Raw genomic sequence first — 17,206 nt, forward strand, 5'->3', positions numbered from 1 at the left:
GACGACGTGCGCGTGCAGGTGCGGGCGTGAGCGCCCTGTCGCCGGTCGCGGCCGATGTCGTGCGGGTGGTCGTGGGGCTCGGCACCGCCGTCGTCCTCCCGCTCGGGCTGCGTCTGCTCGGCGACCGGGCGGTGCCGCGGTCGCGCTCGGCGGCGTGGCCGTCGGTCGGGCTGCTCGCGGCCGTCAGCGTGTGGCTCCCGGTGGGGGCGTCGGCGGCGCTGCTCGCGGTGCCGTTCGCGCTGGCCGGCGTCGTGCTGGCCGCGTGCGCGCTGCGAGTCCGACGGCTCTCCACGGCCGTCGCGCTGGCGACACCGCTGGTGGGCGCCCTCGCACTCGTCGCGGAGCGGGCAGGCTGGGGGCTGCTCGGGTTCGACGCTGACTACCTGGCGCTCACGGTGCCGCACATGCTCTTCGCAGGGTTCGGGGCGTGCCTGGTGGTCGGCCTGGTGGCGAAGGCGGACGTCTCGCGCGCCTCGCAGACGGCGGCCGTGGCGGCGCCGACCGGCGTCCTGCTGGTGCTGGCCGGCTACTTCGTGTCCGACGCCGCCGAGCTGGTGGGGGCGATGGTCCTGACGATCGGGCTGTGGTGCGCGGCGGCGGCCACGACCACCCTCGTCGGATCGCGTGCCGCGGGGCTGCTCCTGCGGGTCGGTGCGGTGACAGTCGTCGTCTCGATGCTGCTGGCGCTCTGGTGGGCGGTCGGCGAGGCGACGGACCTGGTGCACCCGAGCCTGTCCTGGATGGCCGTGACGCACGGCGTCGCCAACGCGCTCGGCTTCGTCCTGTGCACGCTGCTCGGGCTGCGGCTGCTCCCGGCGCCCCCCGAGCAGTCCGGTCTGACCTACGCCGAGGTCGGGGCGACGCAGTCGGGGCCGCTGCCTGGCGGGTACCGGCACCTGCGGGTGCGGCACCTGCTGATGCCGGGCGCGACGGCTCTCGACCTCGTGGCGGTCGGTGACGCGCTGCTGACCTGGCGGGTGCACGAGGCCGCGCTCGTCGAGGTGTTCCCCGACGGTCCCGAGGCAGTCCCCGGTCTGCGGGTCGTGAGTCGTCCGGGAGCCGGTCCGGTGTACCTGTCGGTGCCGTGCGAGGTGGTCTGGGTCGAGCGCAGCGCGCACCGGGTCGGCTTCGGGTACGGCACGCTGCCCGGTCACCTGTTCCGTGGGGAGGAGGCGTTCACCGTCGAGCGCGACGACGCCGGGGACCTGTGGTTCGTCGTGACGGCGTTCTCGGTGCCCGACCGGTGGTGGGTCCGGCTGGCAGGCCCGCTCACCGTGGTCGGTCAGCGGCTGTACCTGCGGGTGCTCGCGCGGGGCGCGCGCCGGACGGCCCAGGTGCGGTACATCGGGGGTGTGTCGTGAGTGCGCCGGACGTCCGCGGCCCGGGCGTGATCGCGGCCTTGTGCCTGCGGTGCCTCGTGGTGCTCGCGGGCGTCAACGTGGTGGGGCTCGGGGTCGGGGCTGTTGCCGTGGGGCAGGAGAGGACCGGCTCGGGACTGATGGTCGCCCTCGTGTACCTCCCGTTCGCGCTGCTGGTGGCCATCGTCCCGGTGGGGGTGGCCGGGTTCCCCGCGGGGGTGCTCACGGCGCACCTGCTGGCCGGCGTTCGCCGCGAGTGGGTCCACGTCCTGGTGTTCGCGCTGGTCGGCGCGGTCCTGTCGGTCGCGCTCTGCGCGTGGTGGGGCCTGTTCCAGGTCGCCGGCTGGTCCTGGCTCGTCGCCGCAGCCGAGGGGGCCGTCGGAGCCGGTGGCGCGCGCTGGTGGACGGGGCGAGCACGCGCTCGGCGGGTCCGCTGGTCGGACGCGCAGGGAGCAGCGTTGCCATGGGGAAGGATTGGGGCGTGAGCACCGACACCCCTCTCGTCCTGCGCGGCCGGCTCGTCACCCCTCGCGGCATCGTCGACGACGGTGTGGTGGTCGTCGACGGCGCCACGATCGTCTGGGTCGGCCCGGCCGACGGCCTGCCGGGCGGGTGGACCGCGCCCGAGCCGAGCGGCACGACGATCCTCCCCGGCCTGGTCGACCTGCACTGCCACGGGGGTGGCGGCGCGAGCTTCCCGGACGCGATCGACGCCGCCGACGCGCAGCGTGCCGTCGACGAGCACCGCCGGCACGGCACCACGAGCCTGGTCGCGTCGCTCGTCACGGCCTCACCGGAGATCCTCCTGCGACGGACCGCCGTGCTCGCCGACCTCGCGGACGCGGGGGAGATCGTCGGCATCCACCTCGAGGGGCCGTTCCTGTCGGCGCACCGGTGCGGCGCCCAGAACCCCGCTGACATGCTCGACGGAGACCCGGAGCTGGTCCGCAGCATCGCCGAGGCGGCCCGCGGCCACCTGGTCACCATGACGGTGGCGCCCGAGGTCCCCGGGGCCGACGAGGTCGTCGCGGCACTGGTCGACGTCGGCGCGGTGCCGTCCATCGGGCACACGGACGCGACCGCCGACCAGGTCGACGAGGCCGTGGACCGCGGGTTCGACCTGCTGGCGTCCCGGTCCAACGGCCGGCTCACCGCGACTCACCTGTTCAACGGCATGCGGCCGCTGCACCACCGCGACCCGGGCCCGATCGCCGCGTGCCTCGCGGCCGCGGCGCGCGGCGAGCTGGTGGTCGAGCTGATCGCCGACGGCACCCACCTGGCCGACGGGACGGTCCGGTCGGTGTTCGACCTCGTCGGCGCGGGTTCGGTCGCGCTGGTCACGGACGCGATGGCGGCGGCGGGGATGCCCGACGGCGAGTACCGCCTGGGTCCGATGGCCGTGCGGGTGGCCGACGGGGTCGCGCGGATCGCCGACGAGTCCGGCGCGATCGCCGGGGGAGTGGCGCACCTGCTCGACGTGGTGCGGAACGTGGTCGCCGCCGGGATCCCGCTCGAGGACGCGGTGCTCGCCGCGGCCACGGTGCCGGCCGACGTCCTCGGCCGTCGCGACCTCGGCGCTCTCGCGGCCGGTCGCCGCGCGGACCTCGTGGTCACCGACGCCGACCTCGCGCCGCTGCGCGTCCTGCGTGCGGGCGCCTGGGTCTAGCGGGGTTCGAGCACGACCACCGGCGTCACGGTCGGGCGCGTCGCGGCGTAGGCGTCGAGCTTGGGGTTGACCGCGGTCCACACCGCCCACAGCCGGTCGCGCTCCGCACCCTCGGCGGCGCGCGCGCGGACCGGCCGGGGCTCCTCGCCGTCGAGACGGACGATCGCCTCGGGCTGCGCCTCGAGGTTGAGCCACCACGCGGGGTGGCCCTCGATCCAGCCGTTCATCGCGAGCGTGACCAGGTTCGGACCGTCCTCGAGGTAGCCGAGGATGACGCTGCGCTCCTGCCCGGAGGTCCGCCCGGTCGTCGTCAGCCGCAGAGCGCCGTAGCCGCGCTTGTTCGACGGCTCCCACAGGAACCGGCCCCCGCTGATGCGGTAGAGGCCGCGGTGCACGCGCCACGCCACCCGGATGAACCACTTCGGGGGCAGTGCCGGCGCGGGCGTCGTCATCGGCCCACCGTAGTGGTCGCTAGCTCCCCCCTCGCAGGGATCCGAGCCTGACCTCGCCGACGAGGACCAGGCGAAGATCGGCGACGCCGTCCGCCTGGATGGCGAGCCCCACAGGAGCCCAGTCGTACCGGCCGCCGACCGCGGCGTCCGCGGTCCCCAGCGACCGCCACCCGCGCCCGTCACGCACCTCGACCCGCACGGACCCTCCCCTCGCGACCGTCAGCTCCAGGTGCCCGACGTCCGCGAGGTCGACGTCCCGGAACAGCACCCAGCCGGTGCGCCGGCCCCGCGTGACCTCGAGGGCGTCACCGGTCTCGCGGGTCCGCTCCGCGAACGTCACGTCCTGGCGCTCGTCGTGGTCGATCGCCCGGACCCACTCGTCGAGCCGGCGCGCGGGCACGGGCTCGCCCTCGACATCGACCTCGACCAGGAGGGGCAGGTCGGCCGACGAGCGCCCCGCGTGCAGCTCGTACCGCCCGGGCTCGACGACGAACCGTCCCGTCGTGACGTCCCAGACGGCGAACGCGTCGGCGGCGACGTCGAGGTCGACGACCGCGGTCTGCGCGGGCTCCAGGCGGACTCGGCGGTGTGCGACGAGCCGGCGGTGCGGCATCGGCAGCCGGTGGTCCGGGGCTGCTGCGTAGACCTGCACCAGCTCGTCGACGGGCCGGTCGCCGGTGTTGCGGACGGTCACCCGGACCGACCCGGCGGACTGCTCGATCGCGTCGTAGGCCACCGTCGTGTAGCTCAGGCCGTGCCCGAACGCCCACCGGGCGGGCCGGGTCGCGTACCAGTGCGTGAGCCTGCCGCCGATGACGTCGTAGTCGAGCAGGTCGCCCGCGTCCTGCTCGGTCTCGGGCCAGGCCTGCGCGAGGCGTCCGTACGGCTCGGCGTCGCCACGGAGCACGTCCGCGACCCCGTGGCCGAGCTCCTGGCCGCCGTGCGCGGTCCACACCACGGCGGCGGCGTCGTCGCCGAGCGCCCCGAGCACGTACGGGTACGACGAGACGACGACGAGGACCGTCGCCGGGTTGGCCTCCAGCACCGCGCGGGCGAGCTCCGCCTGCGCCTCGGGCAGCCGCAGGTGCGGACGGTCCTCGGTCTCCCGGCCGAGCAGGTGGGGGTCGTTCCCGACCGCCAGCACGACGACGTCGGCGTCGCGTGCCGCGTCGACCGCGCGCGCGGCCCCGGACCGGACCGTGCGCAGCGTGAACCGCTCGGCGGTAGCCGCGGAGGCGGCGTCGGCCACGAGCACGCCGCCGTCGTGCTGCACCACCACCCACCGGCCGGAGCCCAGGTGCTGCAACGAGACGGAGCCGTCGTCGTGCCGGTGCGCCCGGAAGCTCTCCTGCGCGACCCACCCGTGCACGTTCGGCGCGTCCGCGCGCAGGATCCAGCCGGCGCCGGTCCAGAGCAGACCGGACCCGGCGGCGCGGAGCGTCAGGACGCCGTCGCCCCAGTCGGTGAGGTCGTGGTGTGCCGCGGTGGGGGCCGTGGCGGTGAGGGTCCCGTCCGCGCCGACGTCGACGTACCCGCCGGTGGTGCGGGACCGCAGCGCGACGGTGTCGGCGCCGGTCACCACGTCCGCGGGGTCGAGCGCCGCGGCGATCGAAACCGTGTAGGGCGGCGTGCCCGAGTACCAGTCGGTGAGGACCTGGTCGGCGAGGGGTCCCACGACGGCCACGCGGGCGCCGGGTCGCAGGGGCAGGACCCCGTCGTTCTCCAGGACGACGACCGCGCGCGTCGCCACCTCGCGGGCGAGCGCGCGGCTGGCGGGCAGGTCTAGGTCGGCCGCGGTCACCGACGCCCACGGGTCGAGCTCAGGGTCCAGCTCGCCGGTCGTCAGGCGGAGCTCGAGCTGGCGGAGCGCGGCGCGGTCGACGTCCGCCTGGTCGAGCAGCCCACGTTCCAGGGCGGCGGTCAGGTGCGCGATCGTGCGGGTCGGGTCGGCGTCGTGATCGGTGAACGAGTCCACCCCGGCGCGGACCGCGGCGGCGGCGGCCTCGACGTGGTCGTCGTAGTAGCGCTCGCCGACCACCAGGTTGGTGGGTGCGCCGGCGTCCGAGACGACGAACAGGGACGCCTGCGTCCACCCCCGGACCTCGTCGAGGAGCTCACGGGCGACGTGGTTCGGGCGGCCGTTGACCAGGTTGTACGACGGCATCACGGCGCCGACCACCCCGGCCTCGATGGGGCCGCGGAAGGCCGCCAGCTCGTACTCGTGCAGCACCCGGGGGGACAGCTGCGCGCTGGTGACGCTTCGGTCGGTCTCGTTCCCGTACGCGACAAGGTGCTTGAGCGTGGGGACCGTGCGCCAGTAGGTCGGGTGGTCGCCGCGCAGACCCCGGGCGTACGCGGTGGCGAGGTGCGCGGTGAGGTGCGGATCCTCCGAGAACCCCTCCTCGTTGCGGCCCCACCGCGGGTGGCGCAGCGGGTTGACCACCGGTGCCCACACGTTGAGCGAGACCGTGGGGTCGGCCGCGCGCTTGGCCCGGACCTCGGTGCCGACGACGGAGCCGACGCGCTCCAGCAGGTCCGCGTCCCACGTCGCGGCGAGCCCGACGGGCTGCGGGAACGTGGTCGCCGTGCCGAGCCACGCCACCCCGTGCAGCCCTTCGGTGCCGGTGCGGAACGGGCCGAGCCCCACGCGCGGGACGGGGGCGGCGTGCTGGTGCAGCAGGGCGAGTCGCTCGGTGGGCGTGAGCTGGTCGAGCAGCTCCCGGGCGCGTGCCGCGAACGGCCGCCGGGGCGACGTCGCGACGGCGTCGGGGGCCGTCGGGGAGGGCCGGTCGGGGAGGGAGTGGTCGGCCACGGGGTCCTCGTCGTCGAGTGGTGCGAGACAGAGCGTGAATCGTTTAAGGGCGGAAACGTCGAACCGATTCGATGATGGTTCGACTGCGCGCCACCAGGCAGTGTGCGGCATTCATGGTGCTTGACGGCCCTGTTTGTCGCAAGTGCCGATCCAAGCCGCGGAGGTCTTGCCTCCCGCGAGGCAGGGCCATAGAGTCTCGCCGTCGAACCGCTTCGACGCGATCTCCACGAGGAAGTGAAGGGACGCAGATGAACGCCACGCCTACTTTCGGCCGGCTGGGCGACCACGCGGTCGACCGCCGCCGGTTCCTGGGCCTGATCGCGACGGGCGCGGCCGTCGTCGGGATCCCCGGTCTCCTGACGGCCTGCTCGACCACCCCGCCGCCGGCCGCGAGCAACTCCGCCGCCGCCGCGGGCGACGTGATCCCGAAGTACATCCCGGTCACGTACATCGACCCGGACTACCCGAGCGTCAACGGCTCGGTGCCGGGCTACGAGGCGATCCCGGACGAGCTCGTCCAGTCCGTGAAGGACGCCCCGGGCACCGGCGTCGTCTACACCGCGATGACCCCCCTGTGGGGCACCATCCCGCCGACCAAGGGCAACAAGTACTACGAGGCCGTGAACGACCTGCTCGGCTCGGAGATCCAGTTCCAGATCACCGACGGCAACGTCTACGGCGACAAGCTGGCCACGGTGCTGGCATCCGCCAAGGACGTCCCCGACTGGGTGTGCGTCCCCACGTGGAACCTGCCGCCGCGGTTCGGCTCCGAGATCGTCGAGAACGTGTTCCAGGACCTCACGCCGTACCTCGCGGGCGACAAGGTCACGCCGTACCCGAACCTGGCGAACATCTCCTCGGACGCGTGGAAGTTCTGCGTCTTCAACGGCAAGCTCTTCGGTCTGCCCTTCCCGGGCGAGGTCATCACCGACGCGATCTTCTACCGCCGCGACGTCCTCGACGGCCTCGGCATCACCCCCGACATCAAGAACGGCCAGGACCTCCTGGACCTCGCCCTCGAGCTGACGGGCGGCAGCGTGTGGGGCGCCGAGGACCTCTGGAACTCGGCCGCGATCATCCACGCGGTCCCGCCGAAGTGGAAGCTCGACGGCGACAAGCTCGTCCACCGCGTCGAGACGGACGAGTACCGTGCCGCGCTCGAGTGGAACGCCGCGCTGTTCGCCAGCGGCGCCGTGCACCCCGACGCCGTCGCCGACCAGTCCGGTGAGGCCAAGGCGCGGTTCCAGTCCGGCAAGTCGCTCATCGCCAACGACGGCGTCGGTGGCTGGCACGAGGCCATGCGCGACAACCTCGCCAGCAACCCCGCGTACTGGCAGCAGCCGTTCGACCCGTTCCACGCCGACGGCGGCACGCCGGTCCTCTGGAAGGGCAACCCGGCCAACATCTTCTCGTTCCTCAAGAAGACGGACGACGAGGCGAAGATCAAGGAGCTCCTCGCGATCGCGAACGTGCTCGCGGCGCCGTACGGCACCACCGAGTACGACACCATCAACAACGGCGTCGAGGGCGTGCACTACACGCGCGGCGACGACGGGCTCCCGGTGCCGACGGAGCTGGCGGCCACCGAGCTCCAGCCGACGTACATCTTCCTCGTCGACCCGCCGATCTCGGAGACCCACGTGCAGTACCCCGGGTACGTCAAGGCGGCCTCGGAGTGGAAGGCGAACGCGGCCCAGTACGCGACCGACCCGCTGTTCTACGCGCAGCAGATCGTCGAGCCGCAGCAGTACGCGTCGATCGGGCAGCCGTTCGTCGACCTGGAGAAGGACATCTCCCGCGGCCGCAAGGACATGAGAGACCTCGACGCGGCCGTCGAGACGTGGAAGGCGTCGGGCGGCGACGAGCTGCGGGCGTTCTACCAGGACATCCTGGACCAGCAGAGCTGATGTCCTTGTCCGAGCTGGTCCGGCGCCGCCCCCCTGTGGTGACTCCCGGGGAGGCGGCGCCCCCGGCGCCCCTGCCGACACGCAAGATCGGCTGGCGCGTCCGCCTGAAGCGCGACCGGTCGCTGCTGCTCATGGTCACCCCGGCGATCCTGCTCCTCGGCGTGTTCGCCTACGTCCCGATGCTCGGCAACGTCATCGCGTGGCAGAACTACTCGCCGTACACGGGGTTCCTGCACAGCCAGTTCGTCGGGTGGGCCAACTTCGAGCGGGTGTTCAGCAACCCGCTGTTCGTCGACGCGGTCGTGAACACGCTGATCATCACGGCGTTCCAGCTGGTGTTCTTCTTCCCGATCCCGATCTTCCTGGCGCTGCTGCTCAACAGCGTGATCACGCCACGGACGCGCACCACGATCCAGTCGATCGTCTACCTGCCCCACTTCTTCTCGTGGGTGCTCGTGGTGACGGTGTTCCAGCAGATCTTCGGCGGCGCCGGGCTGATCAACCAGACCCTGCGCGACCACGGGCTGGGCTCCGGGTTCGACATGATGACCAACCCCGACACGTTCCTCGTCCTGATCACCATGCAGTCGGTGTGGAAGGACGCGGGCTGGGGGATCATCATCTTCCTCGCCGCACTGAGCACGGTGCCGCCCGAGCAGTACGAGGCGGCAGCCGTCGACGGGGCCGGCCGGTGGCGGCGCATGTGGCACGTGTCGTTGCCGGCGCTGCGGCCGGTGATCATCCTGCTGCTCATCCTGCGGCTCGGCGACGCGCTGACCGTCGGGTTCGAGCAGCTCATCCTGCAGCGCGGCGCGGTGGGGGCCGACGTCGCCGAGGTCATCGACACCTACGTGTACTACCAGGGCGTCGTCTACGGGGACTGGAGCTTCGCCGCCGCGGCGGGGCTGGTCAAGGGCGTGGTCAGCCTCGCGCTGGTGCTGGGCGCCAACAAGCTGGCGCACGTGTTCGGTGAGTCGGGGGTGTACAAGCGCGCATGAGTACCCAGACAACGGTGAGACCCACACCTGCTGCACGGCGGCCGCGCCGCTCGAAGCACCGCCCTGCGTGGGAGGGGCGCCCGTCGATCGGCGGGCAGGCGCTCAAGACGATCGTGCTCACGTGCGTCGTCCTGGCGGTCCTCTTCCCGCTGTACACGGTCATCCTCACCAGCCTGTCGACGCAGGCCGAGACCATCCGCGTCGGCGGCCTGGTGACCGTCCCCGGCGAGCTGACGATCAACGCCTACACGCAGATCCTGAACGGCGGCATCGTCACGCGCGCGGCGCTGGTGAGCACCTTCGTCACGATCGTCGGCACGGTGGTGTCCACCACCGTGTCGGTGATGGGCGCCTACGGGCTGTCGCGGCCCGGCTCCTTCGCCCACCGCCCGATCCTGTTCGTCTTCCTGATCACGATGTTCTTCGGCGCCGGACTGATCCCCACGTACCTGCTGGTCAGCTCGCTGGGACTGATCAACAGCTACTGGGCGCTGATCCTGCCGGGAGCCGTCTCGGCGTTCAACGTGCTCATCCTGCGCAACTTCTTCATGGGCATCGACATCGGCATCCTCGACGCCGCCCGCATCGACGGCGCGGGGGACTGGCGGATCCTGGGCCGGATCGTGCTGCCCATGTCGCGCGCCGTGATCGCGGTCGTCGCGCTGTTCTACGGCGTCGGCTACTGGAACGCGTTCTTCAACGCGATCCTCTACATCAACGACAACGCCAAGTGGCCCCTGCAGCTGGTGCTGCGCTCGTACGTGCTCCAGGGCGTCACGCTGCCGGGCAGCGGGGTCGGCCAGGTGGACGTCGCGACGGGCGCGGTGACCGGTCTGCCCATCAAGATGGCGGTGATGGTCCTCGCGATCGTGCCGATCCTCATCGTGTACCCGTTCGTGCAGCGACACTTCACCAAGGGCGTGATCTTCGGCGCGATCAAGGGATGACGTTGGACTTCGAGGCGCTGACCCAGGCGCGGGGGATCCTGTACGGGGGCGACTACAACCCGGAGCAGTGGCCCCCGCATGTGTGGCGCGAGGACGTGGCGCTCATGCGCGAGGCGGGCGTGAACCTGGTGACCGTCGGGGTGTTCTCGTGGGCGATGCTCGAGCCGCGCCCGGACGAGCTGCGCTGGGACTGGCTCGACGAGGTGCTGGACCTGCTGCACGAGGGCGGGATCGCGGTCGACCTGGCGACGCCGTCCGCGTCGCCGCCGCCGTGGCTGGCGCGGCTGGACCCGACGACCTGCGCGGTGGACGCCTCGGGCGTCCGGATGAGCGTCGGGTCCCGCAACCAGTTCTGCCCGGGGTCGGCGGTGTACCGCGAGCGCGTGGCGCTGTTCGTCCGCGCGCTCGTCGACCGCTACGCCGGGCACCCCGCCGTCGCGATGTGGCACGTCGGCAACGAGTTCGGGCAGGCGTGCTTCTGCGACCTGTGTGCCGACCGGTTCCGCACCTGGCTCCAGGACCGCTACGGCGACCTCGACTCCCTCAACCGCGCATGGGGCACCGCGTTCTGGAGCCAGCGCTACGGCGACTGGCAGGAGATCGTGCCGCCGCGGACCGCTCCCTACGTGCACAACCCGACGCAGCTGCTCGACTTCCGACGGTTCACCTCCGACCAGCTGCGGGACGTCTACCGGCTCCAGGCGCGGATCATCCGCAGCTCCTCGACGGCCCCCGTCACGACGAACGCGATGGGCTTCTTCCCGCTGGTCGACCAGTTCTCCTGGGCGGACGACCTCGACGTCGTCGCGGACGACCACTACGCCGACCCGGCCGACCCGTCGTCCCCCGCTCGTGCGGCTCTCACCCACGACCTGACCCGCGGGGTCGGCGGCGGCCGCCCGTGGGCCCTGCTCGAGCAGGCCGCCGGCGCGGTCAGCTGGCGCCCGCACAACCTGCCCAAGCCCGCCGGTGCGATGCTGCGGGACTCGTTGCGCGCGGTCGCGCACGGGGCGGACGCGGTCTGCTACTTCCAGTGGCGGGCCTCGGCGCAGGGCTCCGAGCGGTTCCACTCGGCGATGCTCCCGCACGCCGGCCCGGACACCGACCTGCATCGCGCCGTCCGCGAGCAGGGCCGGTTGCTGGGCCGGCTGCGGGCGGTGGTCGGCACCGGTGTGGAGGCCCGCGTCGCGCTCGTCGTCGACTGGCCGTCGCTGTGGGCCGGCGAGGCGGACTCGGTGCCGAGCACGCTCCTGCGCGTGCCGGACCAGCTCGCGGCGTACCACGAGCCGTTCTGGCGGGCGGGCATCGCGACCGACGTCGTCCCTCCGGGGGCCGACCTCGACCGCTACGACCTGGTCGTCGTGCCGCTCCTGCACCTCGTCTCCGACGCCGACGCCGCGAACCTCGCCCGGGTGGCCGAGCGTGGCGGGACGCTGCTGGTCGGTCCGTTCAGCGGGATCGCCGACGAGGACCAGCGCATCCGGCAGGGCCGGTTCCCGGTGCCGTGGGCCGACGTGCTCGGGGTGTCCGGCGAGGAGCACCGGCCGCTGCCGGAGGCGGGCGTGCCGGTGCACTCCGAGCGCTACGGCACCTTCACCGCGTCCCTCTGGTCGGAGCACCTGACGGCCGACGGCGCCGAGGTACTCGCCACCTACGCGGGTGCAGGCCTCGACGGCCGCCCCGCCGTGCTCCGGCACGGCAGCGCCTGGTACGTCTCGACGGTGCCGCCCGCATCCGTGCTCGCCGCGATCGTCGCGGACTGCCTCGCAGCGGCGGGCGTGGCGCCACCCGTCCCGGTCGTTCCGCACGGCGTCGAGGTGGCGCTGCGCGGGCGCCTGCTGTTCGTGCTGAACCACGGGGAGGTCGACGCGGAGCTCCCCTGGACGGGCCACGACCTGCTGACGGCCACCGACGTGGACGGTCTGCTGCGGCTGCCGGCGGGTGGTGCAGCAGTGCTAGCGGAGCGGGGGAGCGGTGCTGCTCCGGGTGGTCAGGACCGGCGCGAGGAGGCGGGTCTCCGCGGGCTGGTCACCGGTGAGCCGACCGATCGCCATGTCGACCGCGACCGCGCCGATGGTGTGCGCGGGCAGGTCGACGGCGGTCAGGGCGTCGGTCTGCCCGAGGGCCACGTCCTCCGGGCAGACGGCGACGACGGAGATGTCGCGGGGCACGTCCTTGCCGCGGGACCGCAGCGTCTCGAGCACGGCGGGCAGGGCGACCTCGTTGTGCACGATGACGGCGGTGACGTCCGGCAGCGCCGCGAGCACCTGGTCGACGGCCTCGATGGCGCCGCTGTGGGAGGACTCGCAGGTCTCGAAGACGGCGTCGAGACCGAGGCGCGCGGACTCCTGGGTGAAACCGCGCACCAGGCGCGCGGCGTAGGTGGTCCGCCGGCTGAGCACCGCCCGGGGAGAGCCGATGAGGGCGATCTGGCGGTGCCCGAGCTCGGCGAGGTGGGTCACCGCGGCCCGGCCGGCGGCCTCGAAGTCGAGGTCGACGCACGAGAACCCGGTGGCGTCGCGGGGCAGCCCGATGAGCACGGCAGGCTGGCGCTGCTTGCGCAGGATGGGCAGCCGGGGGTCCTCGGCCTCGACGTCCATCATGATCACGGCGTCGACCATGGAGCCGGCAGCGACGCGCTCGATCCCGTCGTGGTCGTCCTGGGTGAGCAGCAGGACGTCATGCTTGAACGACTGCGCGCGCGTGACGACGCCGGTGACGAACTGCATGATCACGCCGACGTTGACGTCGACGCGCAGCGGCGCCATGAGCGCGAGGACCTGCGTGCGCTGCGACGCGAGCGCACGGGCTCCCGCGTGCGGCCGGTAGTCGAGCTCGCGGACGGCGCGCTCGACGCGAGCCCGGGTCTCGGCGGAGATCGGTCGCTTGCCGGAGAACGTGTAGGAGACGGTCGACACGGAGACTCCCGCCACGCGCGCCACGTCGTCGATCGTCGCCATCTCGTCATCCCCTCGTCGACACCCGCCGGGGCCACCCTAGCGAGTCGAAGCACCGTCGAAACGGCGGTGGCCATCCCACCATCCTGGACAGCGTTCACGCTGCCCTTTAACGTAATACCAGCATCGAAACGCTTCGATGAAGGAACCGGTCCTCTGACCCACGACGCGAAGGCGCCACGATGAAGTTCACGGACGGCTACTGGCAGCACCTCCCGGGCGTCACGGTCCTGCGACCGCGCGAGATCGCGGACGTGGTGGTCGGCGAGGAGTCCCTGACCGTGTACGCCTCGACGGTGCCGCTCACGTCCCGCGGGGACACGCTCAACAAGGCGCTGGTCACGGTGTCGTTCCACAGCCCGATGGACGACGTGATCGGCGTGCGCATCGAGCACCACCGCGGTGGCGTCGACCGTGGGCCGTCCTTTGCCCTCAACCGGACCCCCGCCGACGTCAAGGTGGTCGAGGCCGAGGACGCCGAGGACGGCGTCGCCTCCTTCCGGTCCGGCGCCCTGACCGCGCGCGTCTCCACGCGCGGCGCCTGGAACGTCGAGTTCGAGGCCGACGGCAAGGTGCTGACGTCGTCGACCGCCCGCTCCGTCGGGGTGGTGACCGACGCCCGCGGCGACGCCTACGTGCACGAGCAGCTGGGCCTCGGCGTCCGCGAGCACGTCTACGGCCTGGGGGAGCGGTTCGGCGCGTTCGTGAAGAACGGGCAGTCCGTCGACATCTGGAACGAGGACGGTGGCACCGCCAGCGAGCAGGCGTACAAGAACGTGCCGTTCTACCTCTCGGACGCGGGCTACGGCGTGTTCGTCGACCACCCGGGTCGCGTCTCCTTCGAGGTCGGCTCCGAGGCCGTCTCCCGCAACCAGTTCTCGGTCGCCGGCGAGTCCCTCCAGTACTACGTCATCCACGGCCCGACGCCCAAGGACGTGCTGCGGCGCTACACCGCGTTGACCGGCCGGCCGGCGCAGGTGCCGGCCTGGTCGTACGGGCTGTGGCTGTCCACGTCGTTCACCACGCAGTACGACGAGGCGACCGTGATGTCGTTCGTCGACGGCATGGCCGAGCGCGGGCTGCCGCTGAGCGTCTTCCACTTCGACTGCTTCTGGATGCGCGCGTACCACTGGACCGACTTCACGTGGGACCCGGCCACGTTCCCGGACCCCGAGGGTCTCCTCGCGCGGCTGCACGCCAAGGGCTTGAAGGTCTGCGTGTGGATCAACCCCTACATCGCGCAGCGCTCCGCCCTGTTCGACGAGGGTCGCGCGGCGGGCTACCTGGTGACCCGGGCCGACGGCACGGTGTGGCAGACCGACCAGTGGCAGTCCGGCATGGGGCTCGTCGACTTCACGAACCCCGACGCGGTCGCGTGGTACCAGCAGTACCTGCGGCACCTGATGGTCCAGGGCGTCGACGCGTTCAAGACGGACTTCGGCGAGCGGATCCCCACCGACGTCGTCTGGCACGACGGCTCCGACCCGGAGCGGATGCACAACCACTACACGCACCTCTACAACCGGGCGGTCTTCGACGTGCTCGAGGCCGAGCGCGGCGAGGGCGAGGCCGTGCTGTTCGCCCGGTCGGCCACGGCCGGTGGCCAGCAGTTCCCGGTGCACTGGGGTGGCGACAGCGAGTCGACGTTCGTCTCGATGGCGGAGACCCTGCGCGGCGGGCTGTCGCTCGCGTCCTCTGGCTTCGGGTTCTGGAGCCACGACATCGGCGGCTTCGAGGGCGAGCCCGACGCGGCCGTGTTCAAGCGCTGGCTGGCGTTCGGTCTGCTCTCGTCGCACAGCCGTCTGCACGGCTCGGACTCCTACCGGGTGCCGTGGGCGTTCGACGAGGAGGCCGTCGACGTCGCGCGGCTGTTCACGCGCCTCAAGCTCTCGCTCATGCCGTACCTCGCCCGGCTGGGCCAGGACGCCCACACCTCCGGCGTTCCGGTGATGCGGCCGATGGTGCTGGAGTTTCCCGACGACCCGGGCGCGGCGACCGTCGACACGCAGTACATGCTCGGCGAGAACCTGCTCGTCGCTCCGGTGTTCACGGCCGAGGGCGACGTGGACGTGTACGTCCCCGAGGGCACGTGGACGTCGCTGCTCACGGGTGACCAGGTGACCGGTCCGCGCTGGGTCCGCGAGCGGCACGGCTACCTGTCGCTGCCCCTGTACGTCCGCCCGGACAGCGTGCTGCCCGTCGGCGCTCGCTCCGACCGGCCGGACTACGCGTGGGCCGACGGGGTCACGCTCCGCCTGGTGGAGCTCGCCGACGGGCACCGTTCGGTGACCCGCGTGGGGGACGCGAGCTTCGTCGTGACCCGGGACGGCTCGACCGTCCGGGTCGAGGCGCGGGGCACCGACGCGCCGTGGTCGGTCGCCGTCGACGGCGGTCCGACGGGCACGGCAGACGGCGGCCAGGAGGTCGTGACCCTGACGCTCGGGAGCTGATCCCCGGGCGCCCGCGGGTCCCGCGGCCGACAGGAGGGCCGGGAGGGTTGGGCTGTCGTGCCGGATCGGGAGCGTGTATCGTATCGATTCGATCTTCGTGACCCCGACCGTCAGGGCAGCCTGCGGTTGCGCTCCCACGGTCACCGTCGACCTCCGCCCGACCGAAGGAAACCTCTCCATGACGACCTCGCGCCCCTCCGGACGCCAGTTCCCCTCCGACTTCCTCTGGGGCTCGGCCACCGCCTCGTACCAGATCGAGGGGGCGTTCGACGAGGACGGTCGCGGACCGTCCATCTGGGACACGTTCTCCCGCACGCCAGGCAAGGTGCTCGACGGCGACACGGGCGACGTCGCCGCCGACCACTACCACCGCGTGCCGCAGGACGTCGCGATCATGAAGGACCTCGGCCTGCAGGCCTACCGGTTCTCGATCGCGTGGCCCCGCGTCCAGCCGACCGGCTCGGGCGAGTTCAACCAGGCCGGTCTCGACTTCTACGTCGACCTCGCCGACCGCCTCCTCGCCGCCGGCATCAAGCCCGTCGTGACGCTCTACCACTGGGACCTCCCGCAGCCGCTGGAGGACCAGGGCGGCTGGGCCAACCGGCAGACCGCCGTGCAGTTCGGCGAGTACGCCCGCAAGCTGGCCGAGGTCCTGGGCGACCGGATCCACGTCTGGACCACGCTCAACGAGCCGTGGTGCTCCGCGTTCCTCGGCTACGCGTCGGGTGTGCACGCCCCCGGCGTGACTGACGACGCCACGGCGCTCGCCGCGGTCCACCACCTCAACCTCGCGCACGGCCTCGCCGGCCGGGCGATCAAGGACGTGCTCGGCGAGGACACCCCGATCTCGGTGACCCTCAACCTCCACGTCACCCGCGCCGCGTCCGACTCGCCGCAGGACATCGAGGCCAAGCGCCGCATCGACACCATCGCCAACGAGGTGTTCCTCGGCCCGATGCTGGACGGCGAGTACCCCAAGGCTGTCTTCGCCGACACCGAGCACATCACCGACTGGTCCTTCGTGCAGGAGGGCGACCTCGAGGTCATCAAGGTCCCGCTCGCGCTGCTCGGCGTGAACTACTACTCCACCGGCCGGGTGCAGCACGGCACGCCCGCCGGCGGCGACGGCACCCCGGGTCCCGACGGTCACCGGTCCTCGGAGAACAGCCCGTGGGTCGGCGCGACCACCGTCGAGTGGCTCCCGCAGCCCGGCCCGCACACCGCGATGGGCTGGAACATCGAGCCGCAGGGCCTGGTGGACCTGCTCCTCGAGATCCGCGACCGCTACCCGAGCCTGCCCATGGCCATCACCGAGAACGGTGCCGCGTTCTACGACGAGGTCAGCGCCGACGGCCGCGTGCACGACGCCGACCGCGTCGCGTACCTGCACGACCACATCGACGCCGTCGGCGAGGCCATCGAGCGCGGCGCCGACGTGCGCGGCTACTTCGTCTGGTCGCTCATGGACAACTTCGAGTGGTCCTACGGCTACGACCGTCGCTTCGGCGTGGTCCGCGTCGACTACGACACCCTGGAGCGCACGGTGAAGGACTCGGGCCTCTGGTACCGCGAGCTCCTGCGCATCAGGACGATCCCGACCCCGGAGTCCGCAGCCCTCTGACCCTCCACGCGACGGCCGAGCCCCCTCCCCGGGAGCTC

The 17,206-nt window shown here is 72.4% G+C and carries 11 protein-coding genes and 1 pseudogene; 9 read left to right on the forward strand and 3 right to left on the reverse strand.

Features of this window, described 5'->3' with window-relative positions; all coding sequences use genetic code 11:
* The first annotated feature begins 26 nt into the window (after window positions 1-26).
* Genes ASD16_RS22050 through ASD16_RS13670 form a run of 3 tightly spaced genes read left to right on the forward strand, consistent with a single transcriptional unit; the run spans window position 27 to window position 3,024 of the window.
* On the forward strand, window positions 27-1,361 hold the full coding sequence (locus tag ASD16_RS22050) for a YndJ family transporter (RefSeq protein ID WP_200942945.1): 1,335 nt from the start codon (window positions 27-29) through the stop codon (window positions 1,359-1,361).
* The gene (locus ASD16_RS13665) at window positions 1,358-1,843 is read left to right on the forward strand and encodes a hypothetical protein (protein ID WP_157453933.1); all 486 of its coding nucleotides are present in this window, start codon (window positions 1,358-1,360) and stop codon (window positions 1,841-1,843) included. Before ASD16_RS22050 ends, ASD16_RS13665 begins: the two co-directional genes overlap by 4 nt.
* Window positions 1,840-3,024 (forward strand): N-acetylglucosamine-6-phosphate deacetylase, encoded by a 1,185-nt coding sequence (locus ASD16_RS13670; RefSeq protein ID WP_235523288.1) that lies wholly within the window; start codon window positions 1,840-1,842, stop codon window positions 3,022-3,024. Before ASD16_RS13665 ends, ASD16_RS13670 begins: the two co-directional genes overlap by 4 nt.
* Here the strand turns inward: ASD16_RS13670 and ASD16_RS13675 are convergent.
* Window positions 3,021-3,476, reverse strand: coding sequence for a nitroreductase/quinone reductase family protein (locus tag ASD16_RS13675; RefSeq protein ID WP_055918124.1), 456 nt, complete (start codon window positions 3,474-3,476; stop codon window positions 3,021-3,023). The genes ASD16_RS13670 and ASD16_RS13675 overlap by 4 nt on opposite strands.
* Window positions 3,477-3,495: 19 nt before the next feature.
* Window positions 3,496-6,288 (reverse strand): glycoside hydrolase family 3 C-terminal domain-containing protein, encoded by a 2,793-nt coding sequence (locus tag ASD16_RS13680; protein ID WP_055918127.1) that lies wholly within the window; start codon window positions 6,286-6,288, stop codon window positions 3,496-3,498.
* Between the two features lie 248 nt (window positions 6,289-6,536).
* On the opposite strand from ASD16_RS13680, the gene ASD16_RS13685 reads away from it, so the two are divergent.
* The 4 genes and pseudogenes from ASD16_RS13685 to ASD16_RS13700 form a co-directional block, all read left to right on the forward strand.
* On the forward strand, window positions 6,537-8,195 hold the full coding sequence (locus ASD16_RS13685) for a hypothetical protein (RefSeq protein ID WP_055918130.1): 1,659 nt from the start codon (window positions 6,537-6,539) through the stop codon (window positions 8,193-8,195).
* A complete protein-coding gene (locus ASD16_RS13690) occupies window positions 8,195-9,193 on the forward strand; it encodes a sugar ABC transporter permease (protein ID WP_055918133.1) in 999 nt (332 codons plus the stop codon). The genes ASD16_RS13685 and ASD16_RS13690 overlap by 1 nt, the downstream gene beginning before the upstream one ends.
* Complete coding sequence (locus tag ASD16_RS13695; protein WP_055918136.1) at window positions 9,190-10,140, forward strand: carbohydrate ABC transporter permease; 951 nt, start codon at window positions 9,190-9,192, stop codon at window positions 10,138-10,140. Before ASD16_RS13690 ends, ASD16_RS13695 begins: the two co-directional genes overlap by 4 nt.
* Window positions 10,137-12,086 (forward strand): annotated as a pseudogene (locus tag ASD16_RS13700) (beta-galactosidase); the annotation flags it as partial. The gene ASD16_RS13695 and the pseudogene ASD16_RS13700, both read left to right, overlap by 4 nt.
* 9 nt (window positions 12,087-12,095) lie before the next feature.
* Here the strand turns inward: ASD16_RS13700 and ASD16_RS21475 are convergent.
* A complete protein-coding gene (locus ASD16_RS21475; protein WP_082570878.1) occupies window positions 12,096-13,100 on the reverse strand; it encodes a LacI family DNA-binding transcriptional regulator in 1,005 nt (334 codons plus the stop codon).
* 179 nt (window positions 13,101-13,279) lie between these two features.
* Here ASD16_RS21475 and yicI point away from each other — a divergent pair, with 179 nt between their 5' ends.
* Window positions 13,280-15,547, forward strand: coding sequence for an alpha-xylosidase (gene yicI / locus ASD16_RS13705; protein WP_055918138.1), 2,268 nt, complete (start codon window positions 13,280-13,282; stop codon window positions 15,545-15,547).
* Between the two features lie 178 nt (window positions 15,548-15,725).
* The gene (locus tag ASD16_RS13710; RefSeq protein ID WP_055918142.1) at window positions 15,726-17,168 is read left to right on the forward strand and encodes a GH1 family beta-glucosidase; all 1,443 of its coding nucleotides are present in this window, start codon (window positions 15,726-15,728) and stop codon (window positions 17,166-17,168) included.
* Window positions 17,169-17,206: the final 38 nt, after the last annotated feature.

Origin of the sequence: Cellulomonas sp. Root485 (assembly GCF_001426705.1) — a bacterium.
Taxonomy (GTDB): domain Bacteria; phylum Actinomycetota; class Actinomycetes; order Actinomycetales; family Cellulomonadaceae; genus Cellulomonas.

Excerpts from the sequence above, each read along its gene's own strand:
- ASD16_RS21475 (WP_082570878.1), bottom strand. The coding sequence starts at position 13,100 with ATGGCGACGATCGACGACGTGGCGCGCGTGGCGGGAGTCTCCGTGTCG.
- ASD16_RS13690 (WP_055918133.1), top strand. The coding sequence starts at position 8,195 with ATGTCCTTGTCCGAGCTGGTCCGGCGCCGCCCCCCTGTGGTGACTCCC.
- yicI (WP_055918138.1), top strand. The coding sequence starts at position 13,280 with ATGAAGTTCACGGACGGCTACTGGCAGCACCTCCCGGGCGTCACGGTC.
- ASD16_RS13695 (WP_055918136.1), top strand. The coding sequence starts at position 9,190 with ATGAGTACCCAGACAACGGTGAGACCCACACCTGCTGCACGGCGGCCG.
- ASD16_RS13710 (WP_055918142.1), top strand. The coding sequence starts at position 15,726 with ATGACGACCTCGCGCCCCTCCGGACGCCAGTTCCCCTCCGACTTCCTC.
- ASD16_RS13685 (WP_055918130.1), top strand. The coding sequence starts at position 6,537 with ATGAACGCCACGCCTACTTTCGGCCGGCTGGGCGACCACGCGGTCGAC.
- ASD16_RS13675 (WP_055918124.1), bottom strand. The coding sequence starts at position 3,476 with ATGACGACGCCCGCGCCGGCACTGCCCCCGAAGTGGTTCATCCGGGTG.